14 protein-coding genes are annotated in these 12,552 nt (G+C 61.9%); 3 read left to right on the top strand and 11 right to left on the bottom strand.

The features are described 5' to 3' along the window. Positions 1–63: 63 nt before the first annotated feature. The 9 genes from sufA to AC0L2P_RS11130 all read right to left on the bottom strand — a co-directional run bounded on the left by sufA (position 64) and on the right by AC0L2P_RS11130 (position 8,232). Positions 64–444 (bottom strand): Fe-S cluster assembly scaffold SufA, encoded by a 381-nt coding sequence (sufA, locus tag AC0L2P_RS11090; protein ID WP_473501250.1) that lies wholly within the window; start codon positions 442–444, stop codon positions 64–66. A gap of 110 nt (positions 445–554) precedes the next feature. Next, a complete protein-coding gene (locus AC0L2P_RS11095; RefSeq protein ID WP_352474719.1) occupies positions 555–947 on the bottom strand; it encodes an SUF system Fe-S cluster assembly protein in 393 nt (130 codons plus the stop codon). A 4-nt stretch (positions 948–951) separates the two neighbouring features. Continuing rightward, positions 952–2,193 (bottom strand): cysteine desulfurase, encoded by a 1,242-nt coding sequence (locus AC0L2P_RS11100; protein ID WP_473501251.1) that lies wholly within the window; start codon positions 2,191–2,193, stop codon positions 952–954. A gap of 124 nt (positions 2,194–2,317) precedes the next feature. Continuing rightward, entirely contained in the window at positions 2,318–3,586 is a 1,269-nt protein-coding gene (gene sufD, locus AC0L2P_RS11105) for a Fe-S cluster assembly protein SufD (protein WP_473501252.1), read from the bottom strand. A 43-nt stretch (positions 3,587–3,629) separates the two neighbouring features. Then, on the bottom strand, positions 3,630–4,385 hold the full coding sequence (gene sufC, locus AC0L2P_RS11110) for a Fe-S cluster assembly ATPase SufC (RefSeq protein ID WP_473501253.1): 756 nt from the start codon (positions 4,383–4,385) through the stop codon (positions 3,630–3,632). 33 nt (positions 4,386–4,418) lie between these two features. Continuing rightward, entirely contained in the window at positions 4,419–4,616 is a 198-nt protein-coding gene (locus AC0L2P_RS11115; protein ID WP_473501254.1) for a hypothetical protein, read from the bottom strand. 11 nt (positions 4,617–4,627) lie between these two features. Next, positions 4,628–4,969 carry a GIY-YIG nuclease family protein gene (locus AC0L2P_RS11120; RefSeq protein ID WP_473501255.1) on the bottom strand — a complete coding sequence of 114 codons (342 nt, stop codon included), beginning with the start codon at positions 4,967–4,969 and terminating at the stop codon, positions 4,628–4,630. A gap of 379 nt (positions 4,970–5,348) precedes the next feature. Then, positions 5,349–6,866, bottom strand: coding sequence for a Fe-S cluster assembly protein SufB (sufB, locus tag AC0L2P_RS11125; protein WP_473501256.1), 1,518 nt, complete (start codon positions 6,864–6,866; stop codon positions 5,349–5,351). Positions 6,867–7,053: 187 nt separating this feature from the next. Further along, positions 7,054–8,232, bottom strand: coding sequence for a cysteine desulfurase family protein (locus AC0L2P_RS11130; RefSeq protein ID WP_473501257.1), 1,179 nt, complete (start codon positions 8,230–8,232; stop codon positions 7,054–7,056). 321 nt (positions 8,233–8,553) lie between these two features. Between AC0L2P_RS11130 and AC0L2P_RS11135 the strand changes: the two genes are divergently transcribed. Both AC0L2P_RS11135 and AC0L2P_RS11140 read left to right on the top strand, forming a co-directional pair. After that, a complete protein-coding gene (locus tag AC0L2P_RS11135; RefSeq protein WP_023674683.1) occupies positions 8,554–9,228 on the top strand; it encodes an alpha/beta hydrolase in 675 nt (224 codons plus the stop codon). Positions 9,229–9,241: 13 nt separating this feature from the next. Continuing rightward, complete coding sequence (locus tag AC0L2P_RS11140) at positions 9,242–9,910, top strand: FMN-binding negative transcriptional regulator (protein ID WP_473501258.1); 669 nt, start codon at positions 9,242–9,244, stop codon at positions 9,908–9,910. A gap of 40 nt (positions 9,911–9,950) precedes the next feature. Here AC0L2P_RS11140 and AC0L2P_RS11145 read toward each other — a convergent pair whose 3' ends face one another. Next, complete coding sequence (locus AC0L2P_RS11145) at positions 9,951–10,283, bottom strand: lipid-A-disaccharide synthase N-terminal domain-containing protein (RefSeq protein WP_023674681.1); 333 nt, start codon at positions 10,281–10,283, stop codon at positions 9,951–9,953. Continuing rightward, positions 10,276–11,004 carry a glycosyltransferase family 2 protein gene (locus tag AC0L2P_RS11150; protein WP_473501259.1) on the bottom strand — a complete coding sequence of 243 codons (729 nt, stop codon included), beginning with the start codon at positions 11,002–11,004 and terminating at the stop codon, positions 10,276–10,278. Before AC0L2P_RS11150 ends, AC0L2P_RS11145 begins: the two co-directional genes overlap by 8 nt. Positions 11,005–11,235: 231 nt before the next feature. On the opposite strand from AC0L2P_RS11150, the gene tyrS reads away from it, so the two are divergent. Next, positions 11,236–12,489 carry a tyrosine--tRNA ligase gene (gene tyrS / locus AC0L2P_RS11155; protein WP_473501260.1) on the top strand — a complete coding sequence of 418 codons (1,254 nt, stop codon included), beginning with the start codon at positions 11,236–11,238 and terminating at the stop codon, positions 12,487–12,489. Positions 12,490–12,552 lie beyond the last annotated feature (63 nt).

Consider the following 12,552-nt stretch of genomic DNA (forward strand, 5'->3'; position numbering starts at 1 on the left):
GGTTCTACCCCTCATCCGGCCCTTCGGGCCACCTTCTCCCCGTGACGGGGAGAAGGAAAAGCCTCAAGCCGAAGCGCGCGCCTCGGCCAGTGCCTTCAAATCGGCTGGCTTCAACTCGACCGATTCGCCGCAGCCGCAGGCCGAGCTCTGGTTCGGATTGCGGAAGGTGAAGCCGGTACGCAGCGTCGTCTGCTCGAAATCCATCTCGGTGCCGAATAGGAAAAGGGCTGCCTCCGGCGCAACATAGACATGGGCGCCGTCGCGCTCGATATGGTCGTCCTTGGTGTTCGGTTCGGTCACCAGATCGACCGTATATTCCATGCCGGCGCAGCCACCCTTCTTGATGCCCAGGCGAATGCCATGCGCATTCTCACGGGTCGCGACGATCTCGCGCACTCGGCAGGCAGCCTTTTCGGTCATCGTGATGACGGCAAAGCGTCCCATGTTTTCCTTCTCCATTGCGCGCAGGTTCAAGGCCTGCCGAATGATTCCTCACCTAAAATGGTGAAGTTTTGTACCCGGCGCAAGTGCGCCAGCCTCTGGCTGGTCGGATGCTAGTACCACCCCACCGCCACCTGCGCCTCTTCCGACATGCGGTCGGGCGACCAGGGCGGGTCGAAGGTCATGTTGACCTCGACGCCGGAAACGCCTTCAACGGCGCCGACTGCATTTTCGACCCAGCCCGGCATTTCGCCGGCCACCGGGCAGCCCGGCGCGGTCAGCGTCATATCGATCTTGACCGAGCGGTCGTCCTCGATGTCGATCTTGTAGACGAGGCCGAGTTCGTAGATGTCGGCCGGGATTTCCGGATCATAGACCGTCTTCAGCGCCGAGACGATGTCGTCTGTCAGCCGCGCCAGTTCGTCGGCGGGGATTGTCGATCCGGAAACCGCCGCATTGGTCGTCGCTTCCGAATTGGTCTCGGCGGTGTGGCTGGCATCGTCCATGTCGTCACCCGAAGAACTTTCGCGCTTTTTCCAGCGCATCGGCCAAAGCATCGACTTCGGCCCTGGTATTATACATGCCGAACGACGCCCTGCATGTGGATGTTACGCCGAAGCGTTTCAACAGCGGCTGGGCGCAATGCGTGCCGGCGCGGACGGCCACGCCCTGGCGGTCGATGACCATCGACACGTCATGCGCATGGATGCCCTGCAGCTCGAACGAGATGATGGCGCCCTTGCCAGGCGCATCACCAAAGATGCGCAGCGAGTTGATAGCGCGCAGCCGCTGATGCGCGTAATCCTTCAGATCGGCCTCATGCGCGGCGATGCGCTCGCGGCCGATCTTTTCCATGTATTCCAGCGCAGCACCAAGCCCGATCGCCTGCACGATCGGCGGCGTGCCGGCCTCGAAACGGTGCGGCGGGTCGTTGTAGGTGACGATGTCTTCCGTCACTTCCTCGATCATTTCGCCGCCGCCCATGAACGGGCGCATGCGCTCCAGAATATCCTTCTTGCCGTAGAGCACGCCGATGCCCGACGGGCCATAGACCTTGTGGCCGGTGAAGACGAAGAAATCGCAGTCGAGATCCTGCACGTCGATCGGCATATGCACGGCGCTCTGGCTGCCGTCGACAAGCACCGGAATGCCGCGGGCGTGCGCAATGCGCACGATCTCCTTGATCGGCGTCACCGTGCCCAGCGCATTCGACATATGGGTGATGGCGACCAGCTTTGTCCGTTCTGTCAGCCGCTTTTCGAATTCCTCGATGTGGAACACGCCGAGATCATCGACCGGCACCCAGACCAGCTTGGCCCCCTGCCGCTCGCGGATGAAATGCCACGGCACGATATTGGAATGATGCTCCATGATCGACAGCACGATCTCTTCGCCCTCGCCGATGTTCGGCATGCCGAAACCATAGGCGACCGTATTGATCGCCGCCGTGGTGTTCGAGGTGAAGACGATGTTGTCGGTGCTCGGCGCGTTGAGAAATCTCTGCACTATCTTGCGCGCGTTCTCATAGGCGTCGGTCGCGGCATTGGACAGGAAATGCAGGCCGCGGTGGACGTTGGCGTATTCCTGGGAATAGGCGTGCTGGATGGCGTCAAGCACGGCCTGCGGCTTCTGCGCCGAGGCGCCATTGTCGAGATAGACCAGCGGTTTGCCGTAGACTTGCCGCGACAGGATCGGGAAGTCGCGGCGGATCGCCTCGACGTTATAGGGGGTGTTTTCGACTTTCTGGTCCATCGTCTCGACCCGTCATCCTCAGGCTTGTCCCGAGGATCTACTAGCCCTCGGATTTTGCCAGTTCCTCGTCCACGCGGCAGATCCTCGGGACAAGCCCGAGGATGACGCCGGAGTCTTGAGCCACTCACCCATGCGCCACGAACCACTCGTCGAGCCGTGCTTCCAGCGCCTCGACGATGGCCTCGTCGTCCAGTTCCTCGATCACCTCGGCGACGAAGGCCTTGACCAGCAAGCCGCGCGCGGTCTTCTCGTCGATGCCGCGCGCCATCAGGTAGAACAGATGGCTGCGGTCGATCTCGGTGACGGTCGCGCCATGGCCGCAGACGACGTCGTCGGCAAAGATTTCGAGCTCCGGCTTGGTCGAGAACTCGCCGTCGTCCGACAACAGCAGCGTGTTGCAGGCCATCTTGGCGTTGGTCTTCTGCGCATACTGGTGCACGTTGATGCGGCCCTGGAAGACGCCGCGCGCCTTGCCGGTCACCACGTTACGGATCACTTCGGTCGACGCGGTGTGCGGCACGGCGTGGTCGAGCACCATGGTGACGTCGGTATGGGTGTCGCCGGCGAGCAGATTGATGCCGCGCAGCGTGAATTCGGCGCCCTCGCCGGTCGTCTTCACGACGACCTCCTGGCGCACCAGCTTGCCGCCGGCATTCATCACGAACAGCGTCAGTTTCGAATTCTTGCCGAGATGCGCCTTGAACTGGGCGAGATGCGTTGCCGTATCCGGCTGCTCCTGCACGACCAGCCATGTCACATTGGCGCCCTCGCCAAGCACAAGCTGGCTGACCGAACTGACCAGCGCCGCCCCTTCGCCCGCCTGGCGCTCGACGATGACGGCGTTGGCGCCGGCACCGACGCGGACGGCCAGGCGTACATGCGTCTGTCCACCGGCCTGCAAATTCTGCAATTCGACCGGCTTGTCCAGTTGGGCACCGTCGGCGATGTCGACGAAATAGCCGTCGGCGACAAAGGCAGTGTTCAGCGCGCCGATGGCGTCGTCGCTGCCATAGGAATCCAACCCAGGTGCTGCGCTGCCGTCGGTCAGCTTCTCCGACAGGCGCTGGACCGTGACGCCCTCGACAGCAGCCCATTTCGCGCTCGAAACGCCGTTCAGCACCGGCAAAACGCTGGAGCCTTCGACAATCGGCGCAATGGCTTTCGCGACCGCTGCCGGATCGAAGTCCGGCACCGAAGTCAGCAGCCGGCGCAGGTCCGTATAGTGCCAGGATTCGATGCGCCGCGTCGGCAGGCCGCTCTTGATCGCCTCGATGGCGTCGTCGCGCTTCAGCATCACCGCGCCGTCACCGGGCAGCAGCGACAGCCGCTCGCCGAAGGCGTCGATCAGCGCCGTTTCGGCCAATGTTCGCTGGGGTGTCGTGTGCATATTCATCAGTATCGCCTTGTTTGGCTTGCCTTCCGGGCCTGCTGGCATCTCACGCGGCTTGCCCGATCACGCCGGCATAGCCATTGGCCTCGAGGTCGAGCGCCAGCGACTTGTCGCCCGACTTGATCACCTGGCCCCTGTAGAGCACGTGCACCGTATCCGGCACGATGTATTGGAGAAGTCGCTGGTAGTGGGTGATGACGACGATGGCCCGGTCCGGCGAGCGCAGCGTGTTGACGCCGTCCGCGACGATCTTCAGCGCATCGATGTCGAGGCCGGAATCGGTCTCGTCGAGGACACACAGTTTCGGCTCGAGCAGCTTCATCTGCAGGATCTCGGCGCGCTTCTTCTCGCCGCCGGAAAAGCCGACATTGAGCGGCCGCTTCAGCATCGCCATGTCCATGTTGAGCGAGGCGGCCGCTTCCTTCACGCGCTTGAGGAATTCCGGGATTTTCAGCGGTTCCTGGCCACGCGCCTTGCGCTGCTCGTTCATCGCCACTTTCAGGAATTCCATCGTCGCGACGCCCGGTATCTCCATCGGATACTGGAAGGCGAGGAAGATGCCCGCGCTAGCGCGCTCGGCCGGATCCATTTCGAGGATCGACTGGCCGTTGTAGAGGATGTCGCCCTCGGTGACCTCATAGTCCTCGCGGCCAGCGAGGATATAGGACAGCGTCGATTTTCCCGAGCCATTCGGCCCCATGATGGCCGCAACCTCGCCGGCCTTCACCGAAAGATTCAAGCCGCGGATGATCTCGGTGCCGTCATCGACGATACGGGCATGGAGGTTTCTGATTTCAAGCATTTCCATTCGTCCTATCCGTAGCCGTCTGCCTGGCTAAACTCGATTTAACAACTGCTTCAAGGTTTCCAAAAGCCCGTGCCAAAAGCCATCCGGCGAATAGGCCGCGACGAGCAACGCAGCGCCCGTCGCGCCGAACCATAGCGCCAGTTCTAGACCCGCAGACCAGCCGTCCATCCGATCCCGCAGATAGATGTGTTTTTCAGCCGATTCGCGTTCGGGCGTCCTAAACATCCGTTGACCTCTTAATTGTAATCACTCCACATTCGAGTATTCGGATGAGGCCGGTAGGTATTTTCAATATCGTCAATGCTCTCATGCAAATCCAGCCAAGTCGGGTTTAGGCCTTCAATCAGACTTATCTTCCATTCGCGGCGATAGCGCTTCAAGGACTTTTCGCGCTGAATCGCGAGAACGATATTCGGGTGCTGTTCGAACCAGATCAGATTCTTCGCCTTGTATTTCGAAGTAAATCCTGGATGCACATCGTTACGGTGTTCCCACGCTCGCCCATGCAAATCACTGGTTACACCAATGTAGATCACTCCACGCGGCTTATCCGACATCATGTAGACGAAACCGGTCATTTTCCTGCAGACGACCGACGTAAGGCGCCGTCGTCCTTAAACTCCGCGCCGTTATCTCTGAACTTCTCGCCGTCATCCTTAACCTTTGCGCCGTCATCCTCGGGCTTGTCCCGAGGATCTACCGGCCTCTCAATACGGATCGCGCCATATCTCTGTTGGACAGCAGATCCTCGGGACAAGCCCGAGGATGACGGCGCGAGGCCCGAGGATGACGGCGCGAAACTCAGTGGCGATGGCGCGAGGCCCGAGGATGACGGCGCAAAACTCAGCGACGACGGCGCCAAATCCGAGGATGACGGCGCAAATCCCGGAGATGACGGCGCCAAATCCGAGGATGACAGTGCCAAGCTCAGAGATGCCAACGCAAAGCCAGAGCTCGTCATCCTACGCTTCCCTCAAGGCTGATGCCGATCAGTTTCTGCGCCTCGACCGCGAACTCCATCGGCAGCTGCTGGATGACGTCCTTGACGAAGCCGTTGACGATCAGCGCGATCGCCTCTTCCTCGGGGATGCCGCGCTGCATGACGTAGAACTTCTGGTCCTCGGAAATCTTCGAGGTAGTGGCCTCGTGCTCGAACTGCGCCGTCGAATTCTTGGCTTCCATGTAGGGCACGGTGTGCGCGCCGCACTGGTCGCCGATCAAGAGCGAGTCGCAATTGGTGAAGTTGCGCGCGTTGGTCGCCTTGCGGTGCGCCGAGACCTGGCCGCGATAGGTGTTCTGCGAGAAACCGGCGGCGATGCCCTTGGAGATGATGCGGCTCGACGTGTTCTTGCCGAGATGGATCATCTTGGTGCCGCTGTCGACCTGCTGATATCCGTTCGACACGGCGATCGAATAGAACTCGCCGCTGGAATCGTCGCCGCGCAGGATGCAGCTCGGATATTTCCAGGTGATAGCCGAGCCGGTCTCGACCTGCGTCCACGAAATCTTCGAACGATGGCCGCGGCAGTCGCCGCGCTTGGTGACGAAATTATAGATGCCGCCCTTGCCTTCGGCGTCGCCGGGATACCAGTTCTGCACCGTTGAATATTTGATCTCGGCATCGTCGAGCGCGATCAGTTCGACCACCGCGGCATGGAGCTGATTCTCGTCGCGTTGGGGCGCCGTGCAGCCTTCGAGATAGGAGACGTAAGCCCCCTCCTCGGCGATGATCAGCGTGCGCTCGAACTGGCCGGTGTTCTTCTCGTTCATGCGGAAATAGGTCGACAGTTCCATCGGGCAGCGCACGCCCCTGGGCACGAAGACGAAGGAACCGTCGGTGAACACGGCCGAATTCAGCGTCGCGTAGAAGTTGTCGGAGGTCGGCACGACCGAGCCGAGATATTTCTTCACCAGCTCCGGATGTTCGCGGATCGCTTCCGAGATCGAGCAGAAGATGACGCCGGCCTGCGCCAGCTCCTTCTTGAAGGTGGTGACGACCGAGACGGAATCGAACACCGCATCGACGGCAACGCGGCCCGACTTGTAGACATTGTCGCTGGCTTCCTCGAACTCCGACGCATCGGTCTTCTGCACGCCGGCGAGGATCTCCTGCTCCATGAGCGGAATGCCGAGCTTCTCATAGACTTTCAGCAGTTCGGGATCGACCTCGCTGAGCGAAGTCGGACCCGGCGTGCTCTTGGGTGCGGCGTAATAGTAGAGATCCTGGAAATCGATTCTGGGATAGTGGACGCGCGCCCATCTCGGCTCGTCGAGCGTCAGCCAGCGGCGATAGGCTTCCAGGCGCCATTCCAGCATCCAGGACGGCTCGTCCTTCTTCGCCGAAATGAAGCGGATAATGTCTTCGCTCAGGCCCTTGGGGGCCTTGTCCATCGCGATTTCGGTCTGGAATCCGTATTTATACTGGTCGACATCGATCTTTCGAACTCGATCGATCGTCTCCTGCACAGCAGGCATCAGCGTTCTCCATCCACGCCGGGGTCAAGGCCCGGCAGTTTTCAAACTATGGCACCGCGAACGAGCACACTTGGGCACCCGAAGCGGCGTAAGTTTCATATAGTGCGTTCATGCCGGAAATTCACCCGGCCAAATGCGAACGCACGGCTCTACCAGGCCGGAAGGCCCAAATGTTCCGTTGCCGCGCTCAGGCGGCCTTTTCCCTGTTCGCCTTTTCCCTATCGGCTTGCCGCGCGACGATCATCGCCAGCGCCGCGCGAAACAGCTCGATATCCTCGGCGCTGGTCGCGTGACCGATGGACACGCGCAGCGCGCCAAGACTGTCACCGTAACCCATGGCTTTCAGCACGTGACTCGGCCCGACCTTGCCCGACGAACAGGCCGATCCGGCCGACAGCGCCACGCCGGCCAGGTCGAAAGCGATCTGCGCCGTCTCGGCCTTGATGCCGGCAATAGCGAAGAATGTCGTATTGGCAAGCCTTGGCGCGCCGGTCCCGAAGAATTCGGCACCCGGGACGTGCGTTTTCACGATCGCCTCGATTTCGTCGCGACGCTGCCGCACCGCATCGATCTCTTGCAATCCGGCGGACGCCTCTCGCGCCGCCACGCCAAACCCGGCAATCGCTGCCAGGTTTTCGGTGCCGCCGCGATGGCCTTTTTCCTGGCCACCGCCGCTGACCAGCGGTTTTGGCATCATCAGGTCCGACGCCGCGACAATGGCGCCGACGCCCTTGGGGCCGCCGATCTTGTGCGACGATAGAATCAAATAGTCTGCGTAATCCGCTGACATATCAAGCGGAATGCGGCCGGCCGCCTGCACGGCATCGACAACCAGGATGCCGCCCGCCGCCTTGACGATTTCGGCAATGCGGCCAATCGGCTGGATCACGCCGGTCTCGTTGTTGGCGGCGTGGATCGCCACCAGCGGCAAACCGTCGGCCTTGGCATGCGCACTAAGTGCTGACGCCAGGGTGTCGAGCCTGACGATGCCGTCGGCATCGACGCCTATCCGCGTTAGCTGCCCCGCGGGGAAGCGCCCGCCATTGAGCAGGCAGGGATGGTCAGCCTCGGACACGTAAAGCCGGCTCATGCGGACGGCGCCGCGCCCCATCTGCCAGTCCGGCGTCAGCAGTGTCGAGGCCGCTTCCGTCGCGCCGGAGGTGAATACGACATGCTCGGCTTTCGCGCTGACCAGTCGCGCTACGTCGCGCCTGGCATCCTCGATCAGCCGCCGCGCCGCGCGGCCTTCGGCATGGACCGAGGATGGGTTGGCGGCGACGTCGAGCGCAGCGACCACGGCCGCGCGCGCTGAGGCAAGCAGCGGCGCGCTGGCGTTGTAGTCGAGGTAGGCGCGTGCTCCGGCCATTTCCGTCCAACTGGTCCCTTCAATAGCCGTTCCGCGAAGATAGCGCGTTATTTCCTTGAAATTGCAAGGCAAGACGTCCTATTTACGCGGCTTGCGGCGTGGGTGGCCGAGCCACAGTCTTTGGCCGCCCAGTTTTGAACAATTCTAAACTAGCTTCTAGAAAGACGCTCGCCCTGCGTCAAGGCCTAGGAAAGACTGGGGCCTAGGGAAGACTGGGGCCTAGGGAAGACTGGGGCCTAAGGAAGACTGGGGCCTAGGGAAGACTGGGCCAGAGGAAGAGTTGTTCCGGGCGCCGCCCAATTATGCCAAGTGGAGTATTTTATGCCTGAGGTCATTTTCACCGGTCCGGCCGGCCGTCTGGAGGGTCGCTATCAGCCCTCGAAGGAAAAGAGCGCGCCGATTGCCATCGTCCTCCACCCGCACCCCCAGTTCGGCGGGACGATGAACAACAAGATCGTCTACGACCTCTTCTACATGTTCCAGAAGCGCAATTTCACCACGCTGCGCTTCAATTTCCGCGGCATCGGCCGCAGCCAGGGCGAGTTCGACCACGGCACCGGCGAGTTGTCCGACGCCGCCGCGGCGCTCGACTGGGTGCAGTCGCTGCATCCGGATTCCAAGAGCTGCTGGGTTGCCGGCTATTCGTTCGGCTCGTGGATCGGCATGCAGCTTCTGATGCGCCGGCCCGAGATCGAGGGATTCATCTCGGTCGCGCCGCAGCCCAATACCTATGATTTCTCGTTCCTGGCGCCATGCCCGTCGTCCGGCCTGATCATCCACGGCGACGCCGACAAGGTCGCGCCGCCCAAGGACGTGCAGGGCCTGGTCGACAAGCTGCACACGCAAAAGGGCATTACCATCACCCAGAAGACCTTGCCGGGCGCCAACCATTTCTTTGCCAACCATGCTGAGCTTCTCATCGAGGAATGCGCCGACTATCTCGATCGCCGGCTGGCCGGGGAACTGTCCGACCCACGGCCCAAGCGGCTGAGATAATCGGGGAACCGCGATGTACCAACCGCCTCACTTCCAGGAAACCCGGCCGGACGTCCTGCACGGGCTGATCCGGGCGCATCCGCTTGGCCTGCTGGTGTCGAACGGCGCCGAGGGGCCGGTCGCCAACGCAATTCCCTTTCTTCCAGACGCGCCCTCCTTGCTCAACGCGGATGTGTCGCCGAACGGCAGGCTGCGCGCCCATCTGGCCAAGGCCAATCCGCAATGGCGGCTTTTGGCCGACAATCCCTTGGCGCCGGTGCTGGTCGTCTTCCAGGGCGCCGATGCCTATGTGACGCCGTCCTGGTATGAGACCAAGCGTGAAACCGGCAAGGTGGTACCGACCTGGAACTACGCCATTGTCCAGGTGCGCGGCATTGTCACGGTGATAGAAGACCAGGATTGGCTGGCCAAGCAGATTTCCGATCTGACGATGTCGCAGGAGGGCAGCCGCGCAGCGCCATGGGCGGTAACCGACGCGCCGGCACCCTTCATCCAGTCGCAGATCAAGGGCATCGTCGGCCTGGAAATCGAAATCACCGAAATCAGCGGCAAATGGAAAGTCAGCCAGAACCGGCCGACCGCCGACCGCGTCGGTGTCGCCGAGGGGCTCGAGGGCGAGAGTGCCAACAAGGCCGACATGGTCCGGCTGGTAAGGTCCTACGGCGGGCTGGACGGCAAGTAATCTGGGTTGCTTGCTCGACCGGTTCAGGCCGGTGGCGAGCTCAATCGACCTTCGTCATCGCCGCCTTGCGCTCGTTGGCGATCAGCCAGAGATTGCGGATGTAGATCAACAGGCCCATGGCCTGGCCGGCGATGAACACCGGATCCTGACGCTGGATGGCGTAGATCAGCAGCAGGCCGCCGCCGAACAGCGAAAAGAACCAGAAGGCAATCGGCACGACGCTGCGTTTGGCCTTTTCCGACGCCACCCACTGCACCAGAAAGCGCATGGTGAAGAAGAACTGGGCGACGAAGCCGAGCAGAACCCAGGCATCGAATTGCTTGACGAAAACATCGTGAAGCCAGGTCGCCAATTCCTGAAGCACGTTACCCATGCCTGATTTCCTCTACTTTGGGCATTCTGCGGCGCCTGCGGCGCAGCCACCAGACGCCGGCAAGATCGAGCACGCCCTGAAGGCCGCGATCGAAGATGCCGTAATTCGATTTGCCGTAACGGCGGGAACGGTCGACGACGTCGCAATGGACGACGCGGTAGCCCTCCTGGATGACCAGCGCCGGAACAAAGCGGTGGGTGCCGTCGAAGAACGGCAATTTCCTCAAAATGTCGGTGTGGATCGCCTTGAGGCCGCAGCCGGTATCCCGCGTCTCGTCATGCAGGATGGCTTTTCTCAGCCCGTTGGCGAAACGCGATGCCAGCTGCTTGATCTTGCTGTCGCGGCGCTTCAGACGCTGTCCCTGCGCGGCCCCGACGTCGGGACCAGCCTGCCGGAGCGCGTCGATCAACACTGGGATGTAGCCGGGATCGTTCTGGCCGTCGCCGTCGATGGTGGCAACGATATCGCCGCGCGCCGCCCACGCGCCCGAGCGCACCGAAAGCGACTGTCCGGCGGATTTTTGATGCCTGAGATGGCGCAGCGGAAACCGGCGAAGCGCTGCTTCTGCGGCAAGCACCGAAGGCGTATCGTCTGTCGAGCCGTCGTCGACGACAATGACTTCGAAGTCCCGCCCGGCCATGGCAATACCGATTTCATCGAGCAGAAGCGGCAGGTTCGCCGCCTCGTTCCGGCAAGGAATGACGATGGATATCTCCGGCATCTCGACTCTGTCACATGATATGGCATTCGATCGATGCCGCGCGGTCCAGCGGAAGAGCCCCGCTGGCGCGGCGCCTCATTACGCCAGCCGAAACAATGACGCAAGCAGGCCGCACGCTATCCGCGCGGACGCAAAACCGGATTCCACTTTTGCTGATCGCGCTTGAGTGCTAAACGCCCGCCTTCATGCATAGCCGGGCCACGTTCGGCCGGAAGCCTTTCGGGAAGAAAAATGTCCGCCTTCAAATCCGATTTCCTGCGCACGATGAGCGAGCGCGGTTTCATCCACCAGACCTCGGACGATGCCGGCCTCGACCAGCTTTTCGCCACGGAAACGGTGAGCGCCTATATCGGCTTCGACGCCACCGCCAGAAGCCTGCATGCCGGGTCACTGATCCAGATCATGATGCTTTACTGGCTGCAGCAGACCGGCCACCGGCCAATCGCGCTGATGGGCGGCGGCACCTCGATGATCGGCGATCCCTCGTTCAAGGACGAGGCGCGCAAGCTTTTGACGCCGCAGGACATCGAGGACAATCTCGCCGGCATCCGCCGCAACTTCACGCCCTACCTCAAATTCGGCAGCGGCCCCAACGACGCCGTCATGATCAACAATGCCGACTGGCTGATGGATATCAACTACGTCAATTTCCTGCGCGATGTCGGCCGGCATTTTTCGGTCAACCGCATGCTGGCCTTTGATTCGGTCAAGCTCCGGCTGGACCGCGAGCAGTCGCTTTCGTTCCTCGAATTCAACTACATGATCCTGCAGGCCTACGACTTCGTCGAGCTTTACAAGCGCCTCGGCTGCCGGCTGCAGATGGGCGGCTCCGACCAGTGGGGCAACATCGTCAACGGCATCGATCTCGGCCACCGCATGGAAGGCGCGCAGCTTTATGCGCTGACGACGCCGCTGCTCACCACCTCCTCCGGCGCCAAGATGGGCAAGTCGGCCTCGGGCGCGGTCTGGCTCGATGCGGAGATGCTGAGCCCCTACGAGTTCTGGCAATATTGGCGCAACACCGAAGATGCCGATGTCGGCCGTTTCCTGAAGCTCTACACGACCTTGCCGCTCGCCGAGGTCGCGCGCCTCGAACGGCTCGGCGGCTCGGAGATCAACGAAGCCAAGAAGATCCTCGCCACCGAGATCACCGCCATGCTGCATGGCCGCCAGGCGGCGGAGGAGGCCAGCGACACGGCGCGTAAGACGTTCGAAGAAGGGGCGCTCGCCGAAACACTGCCGACCGTCGAGGTGGGCAGGGCCGATCTTGAAGCCGGCGTCGGCATATTGTCACTGTTCGTCACTGCCGGGCTGGCTGGGTCCAACGGCGAGGCACGACGGCATATCCAGGGCGGCGCCGTGCGCCTGAACGACCAGCCGGTAACAGACGACCGTCGGATGGTGACGCTGCAAGACCTTGGCCCGGAAAACGTTGCAAAGCTGTCGCTCGGCAAGAAGAAGCACGTTCTGGTGCGGCCGGTCTGACGCTCAACCGTTGGCGTCGGCGGGACAGAGGGGGCGCGAAGGATCGCTGCAGAGCGAGCCCTA

The sequence above is a fragment of the Mesorhizobium sp. WSM4836 genome (genome assembly GCF_055811815.1).